At 66.1% G+C, this 20,631-nt stretch carries 19 protein-coding genes; 15 read left to right on the top strand and 4 right to left on the bottom strand.

Annotation, left to right across the window (positions count from 1 at the left end; genetic code table 11):
• Nucleotides 1–12: 12 nt before the first annotated feature.
• The 8 genes from QZS21_RS00880 (at nucleotide 13) to QZS21_RS00845 (ending at nucleotide 8,345) form a co-directional block, all read left to right on the top strand.
• Entirely contained in the window at nucleotides 13–1,923 is a 1,911-nt protein-coding gene (locus tag QZS21_RS00880) for a V-type ATP synthase subunit I (RefSeq protein WP_295579099.1), read from the top strand.
• 16 nt (nucleotides 1,924–1,939) lie between these two features.
• Nucleotides 1,940–2,422 (top strand): V-type ATP synthase subunit K, encoded by a 483-nt coding sequence (locus QZS21_RS00875; protein ID WP_295579098.1) that lies wholly within the window; start codon nucleotides 1,940–1,942, stop codon nucleotides 2,420–2,422.
• A 23-nt stretch (nucleotides 2,423–2,445) separates the two neighbouring features.
• The gene (locus QZS21_RS00870; RefSeq protein ID WP_295579096.1) at nucleotides 2,446–3,039 is read left to right on the top strand and encodes a V-type ATP synthase subunit E; all 594 of its coding nucleotides are present in this window, start codon (nucleotides 2,446–2,448) and stop codon (nucleotides 3,037–3,039) included.
• Nucleotides 3,040–3,054: 15 nt separating this feature from the next.
• Nucleotides 3,055–4,059, top strand: a complete 1,005-nt coding sequence (locus tag QZS21_RS00865) for a V-type ATPase subunit (protein WP_295579094.1) — start codon at nucleotides 3,055–3,057, stop codon at nucleotides 4,057–4,059.
• Nucleotides 4,060–4,074: 15 nt separating this feature from the next.
• Nucleotides 4,075–4,395 carry a V-type ATP synthase subunit F gene (locus tag QZS21_RS00860; RefSeq protein ID WP_295579092.1) on the top strand — a complete coding sequence of 107 codons (321 nt, stop codon included), beginning with the start codon at nucleotides 4,075–4,077 and terminating at the stop codon, nucleotides 4,393–4,395.
• 68 nt (nucleotides 4,396–4,463) lie between these two features.
• Nucleotides 4,464–6,236, top strand: coding sequence for a V-type ATP synthase subunit A (locus QZS21_RS00855; protein ID WP_295579090.1), 1,773 nt, complete (start codon nucleotides 4,464–4,466; stop codon nucleotides 6,234–6,236).
• Entirely contained in the window at nucleotides 6,233–7,618 is a 1,386-nt protein-coding gene (locus tag QZS21_RS00850) for a V-type ATP synthase subunit B (protein ID WP_295579088.1), read from the top strand. Before QZS21_RS00855 ends, QZS21_RS00850 begins: the two co-directional genes overlap by 4 nt.
• 13 nt (nucleotides 7,619–7,631) lie before the next feature.
• Complete coding sequence (locus tag QZS21_RS00845) at nucleotides 7,632–8,345, top strand: V-type ATP synthase subunit D (protein ID WP_295579086.1); 714 nt, start codon at nucleotides 7,632–7,634, stop codon at nucleotides 8,343–8,345.
• Nucleotides 8,346–8,780: 435 nt separating this feature from the next.
• On the opposite strand, the gene QZS21_RS00840 is transcribed toward QZS21_RS00845, so the two are convergent.
• Nucleotides 8,781–9,842, bottom strand: coding sequence for an iron-containing alcohol dehydrogenase (locus QZS21_RS00840; protein WP_295579084.1), 1,062 nt, complete (start codon nucleotides 9,840–9,842; stop codon nucleotides 8,781–8,783).
• 235 nt (nucleotides 9,843–10,077) lie between these two features.
• Between QZS21_RS00840 and QZS21_RS00835 the strand changes: the two genes are divergently transcribed.
• Nucleotides 10,078–10,569, top strand: a complete 492-nt coding sequence (locus QZS21_RS00835) for a heme-degrading domain-containing protein (protein WP_295579082.1) — start codon at nucleotides 10,078–10,080, stop codon at nucleotides 10,567–10,569.
• Between the two features lie 120 nt (nucleotides 10,570–10,689).
• A complete protein-coding gene (locus tag QZS21_RS00830; protein WP_295579080.1) occupies nucleotides 10,690–11,895 on the top strand; it encodes an FprA family A-type flavoprotein in 1,206 nt (401 codons plus the stop codon).
• 67 nt (nucleotides 11,896–11,962) lie between these two features.
• Here the strand turns inward: QZS21_RS00830 and asnA are convergent, their stop codons facing one another.
• The 3 genes from asnA to gltX are packed head-to-tail and all read right to left on the bottom strand — an operon-like array spanning nucleotide 11,963 to nucleotide 15,116.
• Nucleotides 11,963–12,970 carry an aspartate--ammonia ligase gene (gene asnA, locus QZS21_RS00825; protein ID WP_295579078.1) on the bottom strand — a complete coding sequence of 336 codons (1,008 nt, stop codon included), beginning with the start codon at nucleotides 12,968–12,970 and terminating at the stop codon, nucleotides 11,963–11,965.
• 38 nt (nucleotides 12,971–13,008) lie between these two features.
• The gene (locus QZS21_RS00820; protein WP_295579075.1) at nucleotides 13,009–13,635 is read right to left on the bottom strand and encodes a stage II sporulation protein M; all 627 of its coding nucleotides are present in this window, start codon (nucleotides 13,633–13,635) and stop codon (nucleotides 13,009–13,011) included.
• On the bottom strand, nucleotides 13,632–15,116 hold the full coding sequence (gene gltX / locus QZS21_RS00815; RefSeq protein WP_295579073.1) for a glutamate--tRNA ligase: 1,485 nt from the start codon (nucleotides 15,114–15,116) through the stop codon (nucleotides 13,632–13,634). The genes QZS21_RS00820 and gltX overlap by 4 nt, the downstream gene beginning before the upstream one ends.
• Before the next feature lie 144 nt (nucleotides 15,117–15,260).
• On the opposite strand from gltX, the gene QZS21_RS00810 reads away from it, so the two are divergent.
• The 5 genes from QZS21_RS00810 to QZS21_RS00790 all read left to right on the top strand — a co-directional run bounded on the left by QZS21_RS00810 (nucleotide 15,261) and on the right by QZS21_RS00790 (nucleotide 19,840).
• Entirely contained in the window at nucleotides 15,261–15,572 is a 312-nt protein-coding gene (locus QZS21_RS00810) for a hypothetical protein (RefSeq protein ID WP_295579071.1), read from the top strand.
• A 190-nt stretch (nucleotides 15,573–15,762) separates the two neighbouring features.
• The gene (gene trpS, locus QZS21_RS00805; RefSeq protein ID WP_295579070.1) at nucleotides 15,763–16,770 is read left to right on the top strand and encodes a tryptophan--tRNA ligase; all 1,008 of its coding nucleotides are present in this window, start codon (nucleotides 15,763–15,765) and stop codon (nucleotides 16,768–16,770) included.
• 12 nt (nucleotides 16,771–16,782) lie between these two features.
• A complete protein-coding gene (locus QZS21_RS00800) occupies nucleotides 16,783–17,919 on the top strand; it encodes an MraY family glycosyltransferase (protein ID WP_295579068.1) in 1,137 nt (378 codons plus the stop codon).
• A 1-nt stretch (nucleotide 17,920) separates the two neighbouring features.
• Nucleotides 17,921–19,066, top strand: a complete 1,146-nt coding sequence (gene wecB, locus QZS21_RS00795) for a non-hydrolyzing UDP-N-acetylglucosamine 2-epimerase (RefSeq protein WP_295579065.1) — start codon at nucleotides 17,921–17,923, stop codon at nucleotides 19,064–19,066.
• 24 nt (nucleotides 19,067–19,090) lie between these two features.
• Nucleotides 19,091–19,840 (top strand): hypothetical protein, encoded by a 750-nt coding sequence (locus QZS21_RS00790; protein WP_295579063.1) that lies wholly within the window; start codon nucleotides 19,091–19,093, stop codon nucleotides 19,838–19,840.
• The last annotated feature ends 791 nt before the right edge of the window (nucleotides 19,841–20,631 follow it).

Below are 20,631 nucleotides of genomic sequence, written 5' to 3'. Positions count from 1 at the left end.
GCCATTGTAAAAATGAAGAGGCTCCGCGTGATGGCCATGGCCGACAGCCGGGAGGCGCTGCTGAGCGGGCTTTTGCGCCTGGGCTGCGTGGAGATCAGCGAGCCGGAGGGCGTGCTGGCCGATCCCGTGTGGGCGGGGCTTTTGCGGCGGGAGAGCTCCCGCCTGGCGGAGCGGCGCACCGAGATCACGGACGTGAACGCCGCCCTGGCCGCCGTCAAGCGGTACGGCCAGCTGAAGGACGGCCTGTTTGTCCAGCGCCACCCCATCTCCGAGGCGGATTTCCTCAGCGCCGGCAGCGCGGAACAGGCCCGGGAGGTCTGCGGCCGGGTGAGCCGGGCCCTTCAGGAGCTGTCCGGGCTCCAGAGCGAGGAGAACCGGATGCGCGCCGGCCAGGCGTCGCTGCGGCCCTGGGCGTCCCTGGAGCTGCCGCTGGAGACGGAGGGCACCGCCCACACCGTGGTGCGCATGGGCGTGCTGCCCGGCGCCGCGGACACCGGGGCGCTGCGCACCGCTCTGGCGGCGGAGGAGGAGCCGGCGGAGTTTTATGAGATCAGCGCCGACAAACAGCAGAGGTACTGCCTTCTGATCTGCCACCGGTCGGCGGAGGAGCGGGTGCAGGAGTTCCTGCGGCCCTATAATTTCAGCGCGGTGGCCTTCCAGGGCCTGACGGGGACGGCGGCGGAGAATCTGGACCGCCTGGAGCGGCAGCTGCTGGAAAACCGGAAGGCCCAGGAGGCGGCAGCGGCCGTCATCGCGGAGAGCTCGGCCTCCCGGGACGCCCTGCGGCTGTACGCGGACCGGCTGGCGTCGGAGGCCGCCAGGGAGGCCAGCGCCGAGCGGCTTCTCACCGACGGCACCGTCCTCTTTTTCGAGGGCTGGGTCCCGGCGGAGCAGCTGGAGGCGGTGCGGTCTCTGCTGGAGGAGCTGGGCTGCGCCTGGGAGGCGGAGGAACCGGCGGAGGAGGAGTACCCCAAGGTTCCGGTGAAACTGAAGAACAACTGGCTGACCAAGCCGCTGAACATGGTGACGGAGATGTACTCCCTGCCCGCCTACAACAGCGTGGACCCCAACCCCGCCATGGCGCCGTTTTTCATTTTGTTTTACGGCATCATGATGGCGGACATGGGCTACGGCCTTTTGATGATCCTGGCATCGGTGATCATCGGCCGGAAGTACCGCCCCAAGGGCACCACGGGCCATCTCTTCGGCCTGCTGGGGCTGTGCGGCGTCAGCACCTTCGTGATGGGCGCCCTCACCGGCGGCTTCTTTGGGGACTTTTTGACCCAGGTGGTGAAGCTCACCACCGGCGGCGACTTTGTGCTGCCGGCGCTGTTCACCCCGCTGGACGACACCTTGATGATTCTGATCGGCTCCATGTGCCTGGGCTTTGTCCAGATCATCACCGGCATGGTCATCAGCGTGGTCCGCAAGGTCCGGCAGGGCCGGCTTCTGGACGCGTTCTGGAATGAAGTGACTTGGTGGATCGTGTTTGCCGGCATCGGCTGCATGGCCCTGGGCGTCACCAACTGGGTGCTGTACGCGGGCATCGCCCTGGCGGTGGTGGGACCGGTCCTGAACAACCGGGGATTTGGAAGGATCACCGGCGTGTTCGGCTCTTTGTACAACAACGTCACCGGCTATTTCAGCGACATTTTGTCCTACTCCCGCCTGATGGCCCTGATGCTGGCGGGCAGCGTGATCGCCCAGGTCTTCAACATGCTGGGGACGATTCCCGGGAACATCGTCTTCTTCCTGGTGGTCTCCCTGGTGGGCAACACCCTGAACTTCGGACTGAACCTGCTGGGCTGCTACGTCCACGATCTGCGGCTGCAGTGTCTGGAGTATTTCAACAAGTTCTACGAGGACGGCGGCAAGCCCTTCCGCCCTTTGGAATTCCAAACAAAATATGTAGACATTCAATGAGAGAAGGAGCGTAATTATGGGCATTTTGGACATTTCTAGCGGCGCGGCCATCGCGATGCTGGGGGCGGGCCTGGCGGTCTGCCTGGCCGGCGCGGGCAGTGCGCGGGGCACCGGCATCGCCGGCGAGGCGGGCACGGGGCTGCTGTGCCAGGACCCCAGCAAGTTCGGCAAGGTCATGATCTTGCAGGTCATCCCCGGCACCCAGGGGCTGTATGGCCTGGTGGCGGGCTTCATGTGCCTGCTGCGCATGGGCCTGCTGGACGGCACCTACGTGGATTTGACCCTGGTGGAGGGCCTGCGGTACTTCGCGGCCTGCCTGCCCATCGCCATCGGCGGCGGTATCTCCGCGGTGGCCCAGGGCCGCGTGGCGGCGGGGTCCATCAACCTGCTGGCCAAAAAGCCGGACGACTGGCCCAAGGGCATGGTGCTGTGCATCATCGTGGAGTTCTACGCCATCTTGTCCCTGCTGGCCTCTTTGATCATGCTGATCTATATCTGACCCTGCGGAAGGGGAGAACCGATATGAACGGAATCGAAAAAATCGCGGCCCAGATCACGGCGGAGGTCCAGGCGGAGATCGACCAGACCCTGGCCGTCGCCCGGGAGGAGGCCGCCGGCGTCACCGCCCGCTTCCAGGCCCAGGCCGGAGCGGAGGACAGAGACCTGGCCGCCCGGAACGAAAAGGCCGCCGCGGAGCGGGAGGAGCGCCTGGTGAGCATGGCCCAGATGGAGGCCCGGAAGGTGCGCCTTGCCGCCAAGCAGGAGATGGTGGAGCAGGCATACGTACTGGCGCTGGAGAAGCTCTGCGCCATGCCGGACGAGAGGTACACGGAGGCGGTGGCGGAGCTGCTGGTCCAGGCGGCCCCCGACGGCCGGGGAGAGGTGATCCTGGCGCCGGAGGTGCGGGGCCGCATCGGCGAGGCCGCGGTGGCTCTGGCGAACCAGCGGCTGGGGAAGGGCCAGTTGGCCCTCTCCGCGGAGAGCCGCCCCATCCGGGGGGGCTTCATCCTCAAGCGCGGCAATGTGGAGGTCAACGGGACCTTTGAGACCCTGGTGCGCCTGCAACGGGCGGAGACGGCGGGAGCGGTGGCAAAGCAGCTGTTCCCGGAGTCGTGACAAGGAGGAAGTGTCTTGCCTAACACAATTAAAGACACCGATTACCTGGTGATCTCCGCCCGGGTCCGGGCCCTGGAAAACGGCCTGCTGACCCGGGAGCGGATGGAGCAGCTGCTGGACGCCCGAAACAGCGAGGAGGCGGCCAAACTCCTCCAGGAGTGCGGCTATCCCTACCTGGACGCCGCCCACCCCGAGGAGATGGACGCGGCCCTCTCCGCCGTGCGGGAGGCCACGCTGGAGGACCTGGGCGGCAGCGCCCCGGACCCCAGGTATCTTGACGCCTTCAAGATGAAGTACGACTATCACAATGTCAAGGCGGTGCTGAAGGCGGAGGCCGTGGGTGTGAGCCCGGACCGGATGCTGATGGACATGGGCCGGGTGGGCGCGGACGCGCTGAAGGAGAGCCTGGCCTCCGGGCGGCTGGAGGATCTGCCGCCCATGCTGGCCCAGGCGGCGGCGGAGGCCCGGGAGGTGCTGGACACCACCCGGGACCCCCAGCTCTCGGACATTGTGCTGGACCGCTGGTATTACCAGGAGATGACTGCGGTGGCCCAGGAGACCGGCAGCGCCTTTTTGCAGGGCTACGTGCGCGCCCAGATCGACGCGGCCAATCTGCGGACGCTGGTGCGGACGGTGCGGATGGGCAAGGGCGGGGACTTCCTCCGGGGCGTTTTGCTGGAGGGGGGAGACCTCTCCCCGGACGCCGTGGCGAAGGCCGGCGCCGCCGGTCCCGGCGCCCTGGCGGAGCTGTACGGCTCCACCCGGTTTCAGGCGGCGGCGGAGGCCGGCGCGGAGGCCTGGAAGGGCGGGGCGCTGACGGAGTTTGAAAAGCGCTGCGACGACGCGGTGGGGGACTATCTCTCCGCCGCCCGGACCGTGTCCTTCGGCGAGGCCCCGCTGGTGGGGTATCTGGCTGCCCGGGAGACGGAGTACACCAATCTGCGCATCCTCCTTCTGGGGCGCAGGATGGGGCTGGAGCCGGACGTGATCCGCTCCCGGCTCCGGACCGGCTATCTGTAAGGCGGGAGGAGAGACATGGCTACAACGTATCGGATCGCCGCAGTGGGCGATTGGGAATCCGTCATGGGTTTCCGGGCCCTGGGGCTGGACACCTACCCCGTCACCTCCGCGGAGGAGGCCCGGGAGCGGGTGCGGGACCTGGCCAGGGACGGCGGCTGCGCGGTGATTTACCTGACGGAGCAGCTGGCCAAGGACATGGCCGACGTGCTGGCCCGCTACAAAGATGAGCTGCGGCCCGCCATCATCCTGATTCCCGGCCGGGAGGGGTCCCTCGGCATCGGCCGGGAGAGCATCCAGCGCTCCATTGAGCGGGCGGTGGGGGCGGATATCCTCTGAGAGGACCGCAGCGGCGCGGAAGGCCCCATTCCTTCTGGCGAATTTATCCTGAAAGAAGGTTACTTGTATTGAGCGGTAAAGTTGTGAAAGTTTCCGGGCCGCTGGTGGTGGCCACGGGCCTGGCGGACGCCAATATGTCCGACGTGGTCCGGGTGGGCCCCCAGCGCCTGATCGGCGAGATTTTGACCATGAAGGGCGACTCCGCCTCCATCCAGGTCTACGAGGAGACCTCGGGCCTAGGCCCCGGGGCAGAGGTGGTCACCACCGGCGCCCCCATGAGCGTGGAGCTGGGCCCTGGCATGATCGAGGGTATTTACGACGGCATTCAGCGCCCGCTGGAGAAGATCGTGGAGAAGGTGGGCGCCTGCATCACCCGGGGCGTGGAGGTCTCCGCCCTGGACCATGAGAAGAAATGGGAGTTCACCGCCACGGCCAAGGCGGGGGACCGCGTCACCGGCGGCGACATTCTGGGCACCGTGCCGGAGACGGCCTCCGTGCTCCACAAGATCATGGTGCCCCCCAAGATGAGCGGCACCCTCCGGGAGATCCAGAGCGGCTCCTTCAACGTGACGGAGACCATCGCCGTCCTGCAAACCGACGACGGCGCGGAGGTGCCGCTGACCATGGCCCAGAAGTGGCCCGTCCGGGTGGGCCGCCCCTATGAGAAGAAGTATCCGCCCAAGCGGCCCCTGTGCTCCGGCCAGCGGGTCATCGACACCATGTTCCCCATCGCCAAGGGCGGCACCGCCGCCGTGCCCGGCCCCTTCGGCTCCGGCAAGACCGTGGTGCAGCACCAGCTGGCCAAGTGGTCCGACGTGGATATTGTGGTCTACATCGGCTGCGGCGAGCGGGGCAACGAGATGACCGACGTGCTCCGGGAGTTCCCGGAGCTGAAGGATCCCCGCACCGGGGAGTCGCTGATGAAGCGGACGGTGCTGATCGCCAACACCTCCGACATGCCCGTGGCCGCCCGGGAGGCCAGCGTCTACACCGGCATCACCATCGCCGAGTACTTCCGGGACATGGGCTACGACGTGGCCGTCATCGCGGACTCCACCTCCCGCTGGGCCGAGGCGCTGCGGGAGATGTCCGGCCGGCTGGAGGAGATGCCCGGCGAGGAGGGCTATCCCGCCTACCTCAGCTCCCGTCTGGCCCAGTTCTACGAGCGGGCCGGCAGCGTGGAGTGCATCGGCTCCGACGAGCGCCGGGGCAGCCTCACCGCCGTGGGCGCCGTGTCGCCTCCCGGCGGCGACCTCTCCGAGCCCGTCTCCCAGGCCACCATGCGCATCGTGAAGGTGTTCTGGGCCCTGGACGCGTCCCTGGCCTACAAGCGGCACTTCCCCGCCATCAACTGGCTGAACTCCTACTCCCTCTACCTGGACTCCCTGAAGCCCTGGTTTGACGAGAATCTGGGGGAGGCCTTCATGCGCAACCGCACCAAGGCCATGAGCATCCTGCAAAGCGAGTCCAGCCTCAACGAGATTGTCCAGCTGGTGGGCAAGGATGCCCTGTCCCCCGCCGACCAGCTGACGCTGGAGGTGGCCCGGATGGTCCGGGAGGACTTCCTCCAGCAGAACGCCTTCACCGATATCGACGGCTTCTCCGCCTACGACCGGCAGGAGAAGCTGCTGGAGCTGGTGATCCGCTACGATGAGCTGTGCCGGGACGCCATCGCCCAGGGCGCACAGGCCGCGAAGCTGTTTGAAATCCCGGCCCGGGAGAAGATTGGCCGGGCCAAGAGCGTGCCGGTGGAGGAGTATCCGGCGGTTTACGCCCAGATTCAGGTGGAGATGGAGCAGGAGATCGCCGCCGCGGCCGCCCAGGGAGGTGAGGAGAGATGATTCGTGAATACAGAACCGTGGAGGAGATCGTCAGCCCGCTGATGATGGTCCGCATGGTGGAAAACGTCACCTACGACGAGCTGGTGGAGGTGGAGCTGCAAAGCGGCGACATCCGCCGGGGCAAGGTGCTGGAGGTCAACGGCGACACCGCCGTGGTCCAGCTGTTTGAGTCCGCCGCCGGCATCAACATGGCCGGGGCCAAGGTCCGCTTCCTGGGCCATCCCCTGCAGCTGGGCGTCTCCGGCGACATGCTGGGCCGGGTGTTCAACGGCATGGGCCAGCCCATCGACGGCGGCCCCGACATCCTGCCGGAGGAGTACCGGGACATCAACGGCCTGCCCATGAACCCCGCCGCCCGGGACTATCCCAACGAGTTCATCCAGACCGGCGTCAGCACCATCGACGGGCTGAACACCCTGGTCCGGGGCCAGAAGCTGCCCATTTTCTCCGGCTCCGGCCTGCCCCACGCCAACTTGGCGGCCCAGATCGCCCGCCAGGCCAAGGTCCGGGGAGACGAGGCCTCCAACTTCGCCGTGGTGTTCGCCGCCATCGGCATCACCTTCGAGGAGTCGGAGTTCTTCGTCAGCGAGTTCCGCCGCACCGGCGCCATCGACCGGACGGTGCTCTTTTCCAACCTGGCCAACGATCCGGCGGTGGAGCGCATCTCCACCCCCCGGATGGCCCTGACCGCCGCGGAGTATCTGGCCTTTGAAAAGGGGATGCACGTGCTGGTCATCATGACCGACATCACCAACTATGCCGAGGCCCTGCGGGAGGTCTCCGCCGCCAAGAAGGAGGTCCCGGGCCGCCGCGGCTTCCCCGGCTATCTCTACACGGACCTGGCCACCCTCTACGAGCGGGCGGGCCGCCGCCTGGGCTGCCCCGGCTCCATCACGCTGATCCCCATTCTGACCATGCCCGAGGACGACAAGACCCACCCCATCCCGGATTTGACGGGCTATATCACCGAGGGCCAGATCATCCTGAGCCGGGCGCTGTACCGCCAGGGCATCCATCCCCCCGTGGACGTGCTGCCCTCTCTGAGCCGCCTGAAGGACAAGGGCATCGGCGAGGGCAAAACCCGGGAGGACCACGCCGGCACCATGAACCAGCTCTTTGCCGCCTACGCCACCGGCAAGGACAACAAGGAGCTGATGAGCATCCTGGGCGAGGCCGCCCTGACCCCCACGGACCTGCTGTATGCCAAATTTGCCGACGAGTTTGAAAAGCGCTACGTGAACCAGGGCTACGAGGAGAACCGCTCCATCGAGGAGACCCTGGATCTGGGCTGGGAGCTTTTGAGCATCCTGCCCAAGAGCGAGCTCAAGCGCATCAAGCCGGAGCTGATCGAGAAGTACTGGCCGAAAAAAGACCAGGCATGAGGAGGGGTGAGCCATGGCGAATATCACGGTGAACCCCACCCGTATGGAGCTGACCCGGCTCAAGGGGAAGCTCCGCACCGCCCAGCGGGGCCACAAGCTTCTCAAAGACAAGCGGGATGAGCTGATGAAGCAGTTCCTGGACACGGTCCGGGAGGTCCGGGCCCTCCGGGCGGAGGTGGAGGAGGAGCTGATGAAGGTCCATAAGGCCTTCACCGTGGCCTCCGCCCTCATGAGCTCCGAGGCGCTGGAGCAGGCGCTGCTGTACCCCAAGCAGAGCGTGGAGCTGACTCAGAGCAGCAAGAACATCATGTCCGTCAACGTGCCGGTGTACCATTTCCAGACCCGCACCCACTCGGACTCGGACATCTATCCCTACGGCTTCGCCGCCACCTCCGGCGAGCTGGACACGGCGGTGGACGCCCTGGGCCGGGTGTTTCAGAAGATGCTGAAGCTGGCGGAGATTGAGAAGTCCGCCCAGCTGATGGCGGAGGAGATCGAAAAGACCCGCCGCCGGGTCAACGCCCTGGAGTATGTGATGATTCCCAACACCCAGGAGGCCATCCGGTATATCACCATGAAGCTGGACGAAAACGACCGCGCCACCACCACCCGCCTGATGAAGGTGAAGGACATGATCCTCAAGCAGTCCATCGAAGAGAAGCGGGAGGCGGACGAGCGGGTGATGCGGACCTTCGGCGGTTCGGGCGAGGCACCCCAGGAGAGCTGACCGCGGTTCGGACCGGCGTGAGCAGAAAAAACGGCACTGTCCGGGAGAGATCCCGACAGTGCCGCTTTCCTTTTTTGGCCAGGCTGAGGGCGGGGCGCCCGTCTTGCAGAACCTGTGGGAGCGGCCATCGTGGTGTCCGGCAAAAACAAGGGCGGCATGTACTGCGTACATACCCCCAGGCTGTCGATCAAATTCTTCGGATTTTCCAGGCAGCCTGAACATGCCGCAAATACCAGGCCCGCTCCGGCGGGCCTGGTATTTGCGGCTTTGCGGAGCGGGCGCTTGCCCCGCAGGCTGTTTGCCGGCACCCGATCCCATCCGGGCGGGCTGCCGGCACATGGCGTTCCTCAGCCGCGCCAGGCATGATTCCGGCTTATTCAACAAGCAAAGGGGGCATGTACGCAGTACATGCCCCCTTTGAAAGCCAAACGGTGGTTATTTGTGCTCCGCGGCGTAGGCGTCCAGATACTTGATGGCGTCCAGCAGCGTGCTCTTCTCGAAGAAGAAGGGCTCGTTGGTGACGTTCCAGCGCTTGCCGTAAACGCCGTCCACCAGCTCCTCCAGGATGGCGTCCCGCTGGTCGGCGGGAATCTCCAGGTCTCCGGTGCACACGGGCAGGCCCACGGCCTTGTTGAACTGGAAGACCTCTTCGAAGCGCTCGTCGTTCTGCACGATCAGCTGCACCAGCACGCAGTAGCCCACGCCGGTGCCGTGGGGGAAGTGCTTGGGCAGCACGGCAAAGCCGGCCTGGAGGCCGTGGGCGATGGAGACGCCGGTGTTCTCGCAGCCCACGCCGGAGAGCAGGGTGGCGGCCTCCACCACGTTTTCATAGGCGGGGGTCCGCAGGTGCTCCTTGGCGGCCCGGATGGCGGCCACGCCGTCCTTGAGCAGGATGTCGTAGCACAGCTTGGCGGCGGCCATGCCCAGCATGCTGGGGCGGTAGTCGTCCAGGCCGGAGTTGCAGACGTTGTTGTTGGCGAAGGAGGCCTGGGCCTCGATGTAGGTGGCCAGGGCGTCGCCGATGCCGGAGGTCAGCATCCAAGCGGGGCTCTGAATCGTGATCTCCGTGTCCACCACCACGTAATCCGGGTTCTTGTAGTGGAACATCAGCTCATTCTGGGCGCCGGGGTTGTTGATGATGGTATGGGTGAAGGTGGGGGCGTCGGTGGTCAGGGCGGTGGCGAAGCTGATCCAGTTCTTGCGGTAGGTGGCGGCCACCGCCTTGTTGATGTCCATGGCCTGGCCGCCGCCCATGCCGATGAAGGTGTCCGGCACCTCGGGCAGGGTCTTGACGTAGGCCACCAGCTCGTCCAGCTCCTTGTGGCCGGCGTAGCCGGGGAACTTCACGGAGTAGGCCTTCATGCCCGCCTCTTCAAACATCTTGGGCACGCGGACGGAGAAATCGTCATAGAAATAGGGATCAATGATCAGCAGCGCCGTCTTGCCGAAGTTGGCGGCGAATTTGGGAAGGCGGCGGATGAGGCCCGGTCCCTGCATATAACGGGACGGGGATTGGAAACAGCGGCATTCTTTGGCTTTACCTGCGGGCATTGGACTCTACCTCCTGATAAATTGTATTTTGACCCGAAGCATTTGGGAATGTCTTCAGTATAGCATATATTTTTGAAAATACAAGGTTGGGAGACGGGCCCGCCCTTGCAATATGAGGCCGGGCTGGTATAATAGAGGGCAAGGACCCGGCCTGCGGGCCGGCGGAGAAAGGCGGAGAACGATGGATGAAAAGCTGAGCAAGGAACTGGCCCGCCGGGAGCGGGAGGAGGCGCTGCTGCGCTTTCCCGCATTTTCCAACGAGGACGCCCTGGCCCTGGGCCTGCGGATCGTGGAAAAGGCCAAGGCCTGGGGAGTGGCCGTGGCGGTGGACATCACCCGGAACGGCACCCAGCTCTTTCACTACGCCATGGAGGGCAGCAACGCCCGCCATGCCCTTTGGATCCGGCGCAAGCAGAACACGGTGCAGGTGGCCCAGATGAGCAGCCTCCGGGCCGGGCAGACCCTGGAGAGCGAGGGGAAGGACCTGTGGCGGGACTGGCGGCTGCCGGAGGCGGACTACGCCATCCTGGGCGGCGGCTTCCCCATCACCGTGGCGGGCACCGGCGTGGTGGGCGCGGTGGCCTGCTCCGGCCTGCCCCACCTGCAGGACCACCGGCTGCTGGTGGAGTCCATCAGCGAGATGCTGGGCGTCAACCTGGACGAGGCGGAATAAAGCGGGGCCCCCGCAGCGCCGGGGGCCCTTTTTTTGCCACAGTCCGGTTTTTTCTTGACAAATCCGGCGGGTTTGTATAGACTCACCCTGTAAAAACTCTTCACGAAGGGAAGCATGGCTATGCATTGTGTGCAGTCCATTGCACCGGACGTCCTCTATGTGGGAGGCTCCGACCGGCGGCAGGCTCTATTTGAAAACGTCTTTCCCATTCCCCGCGGGGTATCCTATAATGCCTATCTGGTGCTGGATGAAAAGACCGTGCTGCTGGACACGGTGGACAGCTCCATCGGCGAGCGGTTTTTTGAGAACCTGACCTGGGGCCTGGCGGGCCGGGAGCTGGACTATGTGGTGGTGAACCACATGGAGCCGGACCACGCCGCCACACTAGGGGAGGTGCTACGCCGGTATCCCGGGGCCCGGGTGGTGGGCAGCGCCAAGACCATGGCTATGATCGGCCAGTTTTTCGCCGCCGACGTGACGGAGCGCAGCGTCACCGTGAAGGAGGGGGACAGCCTCTCCACCGGCCGCCACTGCTTTACCTTCCTCATGGCCCCCATGGTCCACTGGCCGGAGGTGATGGTGACCTACGACACGGCGGGCGGAATGCTCTTCTCCGCCGACGCCTTCGGCACCTTCGGCGCCCTCAGCGGCCACCTGTTTGCGGACAAGCTGGACTTTCCGGGGGAGTGGCTGGCGGACGCCAGGCGGTACTACGCCAACATCGTGGGCAAGTACGGCGTGCAGGTCCAGTCCCTGCTGAAGAAGACGGCGGGGCTGGACATCCGGATGCTCTGCCCCCTCCACGGCCCCATCTGGCGGCGGGACATCCCCTGGTTTGTGGAGAAATACCGGGCCTGGAGCACCTATGCCCCGGAGGAGCAGGGCGTCCTCATCGCCTGCGCCTCCGTCTACGGCAACACGGAAAACGCCGCGGAGATCGTGGCGGCCCGGCTGGCAGAGCGGGGCGTGGAGAAGATCGCGCTGTACGACCTGTCCCACTGCCCGGTCTCCCACCTGGTGGGGGAGGCCTTCCGCTACAGCCACCTGGTGCTGGCGTCGGCCACTTACAACAACGGCATCTTCACCCCCATGGAGTCCTTCCTTCTGGATTTGAAGGCCCACAACTTCCAGAATCGCACCGTGGCCCTCATCGAAAACGGCACCTGGGGCCCCCAGGCCGGCAAGCTGATGGGGGAGGCGGTGGGCGCCATGAAGAACATGACGGTGCTGGAGGACACCGTCAGCATCCGCTCCGCCGTGAAGGAGGACCAGCGCGCCGCGCTGCTGGCCCTGGCGGACGCCCTGGCGGCGGACATCCTGGGCTGAGACGAGAACAAAGAGAGGCCCCTCTCCCGTGGGAGAGGGGCCTCTCTTTCTGTATAGGAAAAGCACGTTACAGCAGCGTGATGCCGGCCTTTTCGCAGGTATCCAGGGTCTCCTGGTCCCAGAGGCTGGCCTGGACCTCGCCGATGTGGCAGGGGCCCAGCAGCAGCATGCACAGCCGGGACTGGCCGATGCCGCCGCCGATGGACTGGGGCAACTGGCCCTGCAGGAGCATCTGGTGGAAGGGCAGGCGCCGCCGGTCCTCGCAGCCCGCCAGCTTCAGCTGGCGGTCCAGGGTGGAGGCGTCCACCCGGATGCCCATGGAGGACAGCTCGAACCGGTCCTCCAGCACCGGGTTCCACATGAGGATATCGCCGTTGAGCTCCCAGTCGTCGTAGTCCGGGGCCCGGCCGTCGTGCTTGGTGCCGGAGCGGAGGGTCTTGCCGATCTGCATGAGGAACACGGTCTGGTACTCCCGGCACACGGCGGTCTCCCGCTGGTTGGGGGTCAGGTCCGGGTAGCGGTCCTCCAGCTCCTGGGTGGTGAGGAAGTGAACTTTCCGCACGGGTTTGAAGGTCAGGGCGGGGAAGGCGTTGCGCAGGGCGGTGGAGGTGTCGCAGATGCAGCCCACGATGTCCCGGACGGTCTCCTTGAGGTATTCCACGTTCCGGTTCTGGGCGTCGATGTGCTTCTCCCAATCCCACTGGTCCACGTAGATGGAGTGGAGATTGTCCACCTCCTCGTCCCGGCGGATGGCGTTCATGTCGGTGTAGAGGCCGGTGCCCAGCTTGAACTCGTACCGCTTCAGGGCCAGCCGCTTCCACTTGGCCAGGGAGTGGACCACCTGGCCGCTGGTGCCCACGTCGGGAATGTCGAAGGAGACGGGGCGCTCCACGCCGTTGAGGTCGTCGTTCAGGCCGGTGGACCCGTCCACGAACAGCGGGGCGGAGACCCGGTGCAGGTTCAGCCGCACCGTCAGGTTGTGCTGGAAGTCCGCGTGAATCAGCTCAATGGCCCGCTGGAGCTCGTTGTTGGTCAGGGGCATCCGGTATCCGGCGGGAATGGTCAGTTTGCTCATATGAAAGAATCCAGTCCTTTATCAGTGAATTTGGGGCGTCAGAAAAACAGGGAGGCCACCATGGGCGTCACGTAGGCCTCGATGAGGGCGGCGGCCGTCAGCAGCGGCACCAGCACCAGCAGCAGCACCCGGCTCATCAGCAGCAGGCAGAGGGGGAGGGGCAGGGCCCCCTCCCGCCCCCGGCACAGGCCCGTGGTCTGGCGGCAGATGTACAGCCCCGTGCCCAGGGCGATGACCAGGGCCGGCAGCTCAAAGACGCCGTGGGGCAGGATCAGGGCCAGGTACACCAGGGGGGAGACGCCCTGGGCGGCGTACCAGGCCGCCAGGCCCCCCAGCATCATGGCGTTGAGCCCCAGGGTCATGGCGGGCAGGCGCAGGAAGGGCACCAGGCCGTAGAGCAGGATGAAGGCGCAGGCCTGGAGGTTGTTGAGGAAGAGGGCCAGGGCGGAGAGGGTGCCGTCCTCCCCGGCGGCGGGAAGGCCGCTCAGGGTGCCCAGAATCAGCGCCACCAGCGTCTCCCGCAGGTCCGGCAGGAGGAGGCAGGCGGCGAAGAATCCCAGCACCAGCAGCGAAAAGGCAGCGGCGGCCCGCCCCGTCTCCGCGGACAGGCCCGCCCGCCAGGCGGAGAGGAGGCCGCCGTACCGCTGCCGGAGGAGCTCTCTCATGCCCGCAGCTTCTCCAGCCCCAGGCGCAGGCGGCGGAGGGTTTCCTCCCGGCCCAGAATGTGGCACAGCTCCACGGCGCCGCCGGGGGTCACCAGCTTGCCCGCCGCCGCGATGCGCACGGGCCACATCAGCGTGGCGTTCTTCACCTCCAGGGCGGCGGCCAGGCCGATGAGGGCGTCGTGCACGGCGTCCAGCGTCCACTCCGGCAGGGCCTCCAGGGCGGGAACGGCGGCCTCCAGCATCCGCAGGGAGATGGCGGCGTCGGTCTTGGACTTTTTGTTGGTGAAGAACGCTGTATCATATTCCGGCAGCTGGTCAAAAAAGTCCACCTTCTCCGGAATCTCCGCCAGCTTTTCGCACCGGGCCTGGAGCAGGGCGGCCACGGCGGCGGTGTCGATGGCGGGGTTCTTCACGCTCTGGCGGATATAGGGCTCCGCCACCCGGGCGAACTCCGCCGCCGGCAGCGCCCGCAGGTAGGTGGCGTTGAAGTAGTCCAGCTTGGCCAGGTCGAAGATGGCGGGGGACTTGGAGATGCCCGCGATGTCGAAGGCCTCCACCAGCTCCGCCAGGGAGAAGATCTCCTGCTCGCTCCGCTCCCCCTTGGGGGCCCAGCCCAGCAGGGCCACGTAGTTCAGCACGGCGTCGGTCAGGTAGCCCTGGGCGGTCAGGTCCTCGTAGGAGGGGTCGCCGTGGCGCTTGCTCATCTTGTTGTGCTGGTCCCGCATGACGGGGGAGCAGTGGACGTAGGTGGGAATGTCCCAGCCGAAGGCCCGGTACAGCAGGTCGTACTTGGGGGCGGAGGAGAGGTACTCGCTGCCCCGGACCACGTGGGTGATGCCCATGAGGTGGTCGTCCACCACGTTGGCGAAGTTGTAGGTGGGCAGGCCGTCCCGCTTGAGCAGCACCTGGTCGTCCAGGGTTTTGTTTTCCACGGTGATGTCCCCGAAGGTGGCGTCGTGGAAGGTGGTGGTGCCCTCCTGGGGAATCCGCTGGCGGATGACGTAGGGCTTGCCAGCGGCCAGGGCGGCCTGGACCTCCCCCGGCGAGAGGTCGCGGCAGGGGTCGGCGGCCCGGTCAAAGCCGGTCTCCTCCGCCTCCGTTTTCTCGCAGAAGCAGTAGTAGGCGGCGCCCTTCTCCACCAGAAGCTGGGCGTATTTACCGTAGAGGTCCCGGCGCTGGGACTGGATATAGGGGCCCACGGGACCGCCCACGTCGGGGCCCTCGTCGTGGTGCAGTCCGCACTCCGCCAGGGTGCGGTAGATGACGTCGGTGGCGCCCTCCACCAGGCGGCCCTGGTCCGTGTCCTCGATGCGCAGGATGAACGTGCCCCCCGCGTGGCGGGCAATGAGCCAGGTGTACAGCGCGGTGCGCAGGTTCCCCACGTGCATGTAGCCGGTGGGGGAGGGGGCGAACCGGGTGCGGACCTTCCCCTTGGGAATGCGGGCTTCCATTTCCGCGAAGAGTGTTTGATCGAGTGCCATGCAGATACCTCCATGCCGGAATTTTACACAATATAACAGGTTACATTATCGCTTTTCCGCCGGGGATTGTCAAGGCCGGACTTGCGGTTTCTCCCGGGGATGTGGTATGCTGGAGACCAAACCACTTATGAGGAGGCCGATTGGATGTCGATGGAGGCAGAGGTGTTCCCCCTGATGCTGCTGGGGGTTGTGGCGGTAACGGTGGCGGAGGTGCTGTGTGGCAAGCGGATGCTGGCCCAGCGGCCCCGGGCCTTTTCCCGGCTGATGGCCCACGCCGCCACCATGCTGGTGGCGTTTTTCTTCCTGTTCCGCAGCGCGTTTCCCACCCGGATGGAGGTGGAGTCGGTGATTCCCTCCGTCTCCGCCTCCGCGGGGATGGGGCTGTTCGGCCTGTTCTGGGCCGCCAGCGTGGCCTGCCTGATCTCCCTGGTGATGGAGCTCTTGAAGGACCGGTGAGGCGTATCCCGGGGCCGGGGTCCGGCCCCGGGGCGGCGCGGAGACATGGGGATGCGGCCCCTTCGCCGGGCAGACGGCGCTTTTCCGCCGCCGGGATTGCACTTTCCGGCGGGGCATGCTACAATAAAAAAGTTAAATTGCCGTCTTGCGCCGCGCGCTCCGGACGGCATGGAAGTTTGAGGTGCGAATCATGGAAAATGAAGTACAGAAAAAGCGGATTTTAAGCGGCATCCAGCCCTCCGGCGACCTGACCCTGGGCTCCTACCTGGGCGCCATCAAGAACTGGGCGGCTCTGGCCGATGAATACGACTGCTACTATATGCTGGCGGACATGCACACCATCACCGTGCGCCAGGTGCCCGCGGACCTGCGCCGCCATACCCTGACCCAGTTGGCGGCCTATATCGCCAGCGGCCTGGACCCGGAGAAAAACGTGCTGTTTGTCCAGTCCCACGTCCCCGCCCACGCCCAGCTGGCCTGGGTGCTGAACTGCTACACCATGTTCGGCGAGCTGTCCCGCATGACCCAGTTCAAGGACAAGTCCGCCAAGAACGCGGACAACATCAACGCGGGGCTGTTCACCTATCCCGCCCTGATGGCCGCCGACATCCTGCTCTACCAGGCGGACCTGGTGCCGGTGGGCGGCGACCAGAAGCAGCACGTGGAGATCTGCAGGGACATCGCCAGCCGCTTCAACGGACTGTACGGCGACGTCTTCAAAATTCCGGAGCCCTACATCCCCCAGGTGGGGGCCCGGGTGATGAGCCTGACCACCCCGGAGAGCAAGATGTCCAAGTCCGACAAGGACCAGAACGGCTGCGTCTACATGCTGGAGAAGCCGGAGGACATCCTGCGCAAGTTCAAAAAGGCGGTGACGGACTCCGAGGCCTGCGTCCGCTTCGACCCGGCGAACAAGCCCGGCGTGTCCAACCTGATGCAGATTTACTCCGTGGCCACCGGCCGCACCTTTTCGGAGATCGAGGGGGAGTTTGCGGGCCGGGGCTACGGCGACTTCAAGAAGGACGTGGGCGAGGCCGTGGTGGAGCTGCTGCGCCCCATCCGGGAGGAGTCGGAGCGGCTGCTGGCGGACAAGGCCTATTTGGAGAGCGTGTACCGCGCCGGTGCGGAGAAGGCGGCGTATGTGGCCAACCGCACCGTGGGGAAGGTCTATAAAAAAGTGGGCTTTTTGGCGCGCTGACGGAGGAATGACATGCCATTTCAAAACCGACTGATCGCCTATGTGGTGCTGGCGCTGCTGGTGGCACTGGTGGTCAGCTTTCTGATGACGCCGGTGGTGAAGACCTTTGCCTACAAGGTGGGCGCCATCGACGTGCCCAAGGACGCCCGCCGGATGCACAAGGTGCCCATCCCCCGGCTGGGGGGCCTGGCCATCTTCATCGGCTTCATGGTCAGCATCCTGCTGTTCGTCGATATCCGGGGCAACGCCCAGATGCAGAGCATACTGCTGGGCGCCGTCATCATCGTGGTGCTGGGCGTGGTGGACGACATCATGGCCCTGCCCGCCATGCTCAAATTCGTGGTGCAGATCGGGGCGGCCCTGTTCCCCGCCCTGAACGGTGTGACGATCCTGGCCTTTTCCAACCCCAACATCTTCTCGGACAACCTCTACTGGGTGCTGGGCGGGCTCTCCGTCCCCGTCACCGTGCTTTGGATCGTGGCCATCACCAACGCCGTGAACCTCATCGACGGGCTGGACGGCCTGGCCAACGGCGTCTCCGCCATCTCCGCCACCACCATGCTGGTTATCGCCCTGGCCAGCGACCAGTGGCCGGTGGCGGTGGTGCTGGCGGCCCTGGTGGGGGCCAGCGTGGGCTTCATGCCCTACAACACCAATCCCGCCAAGATGTTCATGGGGGACACCGGCGCCACCTTCCTGGGCTATATCCTGGCCACCATGTCCATCCAGGGCCTGTTCAAGTACTACGCGGTGATCTCCTTCGTGGTGCCCTTCTTGATTCTGGGCCTGCCGATTTTCGACACGGCCTTCGCCTTCATCCGCCGCATCGCCCACGGCCAGAGCCCCATGCACGCCGACCGGAGCCATATCCACCACCGGCTGATCGACATGGGATTGAACCAGAAGCAGGCGGTGGCCACGCTGTATGTCATCTCCGCCATCCTGGGCCTCTCCGCCGTGGTGCTCACCACCGGCGGGGAGCAGAAGGCCATGCTGCTGTTCGCCGCGCTGTGCATCGTGGCGGTGGTGGCCGCCCGGGTGGTGTTTCCCAAGGAGGTCAAGGAGGAGCTGCGGGAAGAGCTCCACGAGGAGCTGGAGGAGTTGAAGGACCACCGCCATCCGGACGAGAAGAAAGACGAGGAACCGTAACATGGACAAGCTTCGGATCATGAGCGTCTTCGGCACCCGGCCGGAGGCCATCAAGATGTGCCCGCTGGTGCGGGAGCTGGCCGCCCGGCCGGAGGTGGAGAGCCTCTGCTGCGTCACGGCCCAGCACCGGCAGATGCTGGACAGCGTGCTGGAGGTCTTCGGCGTGCGGCCGGACTACGATTTGGACATCATGACCCCCCGGCAGACCCTCTCCACCATCACCAGCAAGTGCCTCACCGGCATGGACGGGGCCATCGACGCCCTGAAACCGGATATGATTCTGGTCCACGGGGACACCTCCACCACCTTTGCCGGGGCCCTGTCCGCCTTTTACCACCAGGTGCCGGTGGGCCATGTGGAGGCAGGGCTGCGGACCTATGACAAGTACTCCCCCTTTCCGGAGGAGATGAACCGCAAGCTGGTCAGCGCCATTGCAGATCTGTATTTCTGCCCCACAGAGAACAACCGGAGCAACCTCCAGAGGGAGGGGATCACGGAGGGGCTGTTCGTCACCGGCAACACGGTGATCGACGCGCTGCAAACCACCGTCCGCCCGGACTACCGCTTTGCGGACGGGGAACTGAACCGCCTGCCCTACGGGGAGAAGAAGATCATCCTGGTGACCTGCCACCGGCGGGAGAACTACGGCGAGCCCATGCGGCACATCCTGCTGGCCCTGCGGCAGATCGCCGAGACCTATCCCCAGGTGGAGTTGGTGTATCCCGTTCACCTCTCCCCCGTGGTGCGGGAGGCGGTGGACACCTATCTCCGGGGGGCGCCCCGGGTCCACCTCATCGACCCGCTGCCCGCCGATGAGATGCATAACCTCATGGCCCGGTGCTACATGGTGATGACGGACTCCGGCGGACTCCAGGAGGAGGCCCCCGCCCTGGGCAAGCCCGTGCTGGTGCTGCGGCGGGAGACGGAGCGGCCCGAGGCCGTGGAGGCCGGGACGGTGCGTCTGGCGGGCGTGGTGCAGGACGACATCTTCACCATGGCCTCCCGGCTGATCTGCGACGCCGGGGCCTACCAGAGCATGGCCCACGCGGTGAACCCCTACGGCGACGGCCGGGCCTGCCGCCGCATTGCGGACGCCATTCTCTGGCACTTTGGCCGGGGGCCGCGGCCGGAGGATTACCGGGCCTGAGGCGGACAAGGGAGGAGGACGGCCTTGGACGAGCGAAAGCGGAACTGGATTACCATGGCCTTTGTGGCCGTCACGGTTGTGGTGGTGGCGCTGATGCTGGGCAACACCCTGCACCGCACTGCCCGCATCCAGCTGCCCGCCGCCGGCGGTGCCCAGGGGGAGACCCCGGGGGACACCCTGCCGCAGGGCGGGGCGCTGACGGTGGTGGCGGTGGCGCCGGAGACGGTGCAGGCCGCCATTGAGACCTTGGCGCGGCCGGCGGCCTACCGCCGCACGGTGACGGTGGAGCAGATTTGGAGCGGCGGCAGCGGTACCACGGAGACGGCGGTGGCGGTGCTGAACGGCTGGACTCGGACGGACCGGACCCAGGTCTCCGGCCAGGTCCGCCACGCCGTGACCGACGGGGAGACCACCTATATCTGGTACAACAGCGAGACCGCCGTGTATGAGGTCCCGGCGGGGGACATCTCCGCCGACGATGAGCAGGCGATCCCCACCTACGAGGAGATTTTGGAGCTGCCGGCGGATGCCATTGCCGCCGCGGACTACCGGACCATCTCCGGCGTGAACTGCATCTATGTGGAGACCGCGCCAGACGAGGCGGGCTACGCCCTGCGGTATTGGGTCAGCGTGGACACGGGGCTGCTGACGGCGGCGGAGAAGCTGGTGGACGGGGAGGCGGTGTACCGCATGGCGGCGCTGACCCTGGAGCAGACGGCCCCCACCGAGGCGGATTTCACCCTGCCGGACGGTCGGGTGCTGGCGGTGGCGTGACCGCCGGAGAATAAGAAAACGGCCGCCGGAAGGCGGTCGTTTTTTGTATGTGCGCAGCGGGGAGGAGGGACCCGGGGCGTCTGCCGGGACAAGCCCCCTGCGGCGGGGACAGGCCCCAGGGGCCTACAGAATCAGCAGCAGTCCCAGGGCCACCAGCAGCTCCTCGTCGGCCTCCTCCCGGAAGAGGAAGAACAGCAGCCCCAAAAGCAGCAGGTCCCCGGTGTCCACGTGGTCCAAATGCAGCTGGTCCAGGAAATGCCGGAGGAAGCCGGTGAGGCCGTCGGCAAAGGGGCCGCCGGACTTGGGGGGTGGTTCCGGCCCCGGTGGCCTTTCCCCACCGCCGAAGGGCGGCGGCCCTCCGGCGCCGCCGAAATTTCCGGGGCCTCCCGGATTGCCCGGCCCGCCTGAGCCTCCGAAGCCATGGGTGCTGCCCTGGCCTCCCGAACCTCCGGGACCCTGGGCGCCGCCTTGGCCTCCGAAACCGCCCGAGCCTCCCGCGCTGCCGGGGGCGCTCGAACCGCCGGGGCCGCCGGGGCTGTGGGGAGTGCCAGGGCCTCCGAAACCGCCCGAGCCGCCCGGCCCGCCAGAACTGCCCGGTCCTCTGGTTCCGCCGGGGGGCCGCTCCTCCTCGGGGATGCGGGTGTAGGAGCCGTTGTCGTTGCGGATATAGCGGTTATACATCCCTCACCCCTCCCATCCCGCCAGGAATTTCCGGCCCAGATGGAAGAGCCGGGCCAGTTGAAGGGCCCGTTCGATCTTCTCCTGCCGCTCGCTTTTCAGGTAGGGCCGCA

The sequence above is a fragment of the uncultured Oscillibacter sp. genome (assembly GCF_900544955.1).
Lineage (GTDB): Bacteria > Bacillota > Clostridia > Oscillospirales > Oscillospiraceae > Oscillibacter.
The sequence above is the reverse complement of the archived record's forward strand: the minus strand, read 5'-3'. Positions and strand labels throughout refer to the sequence as shown.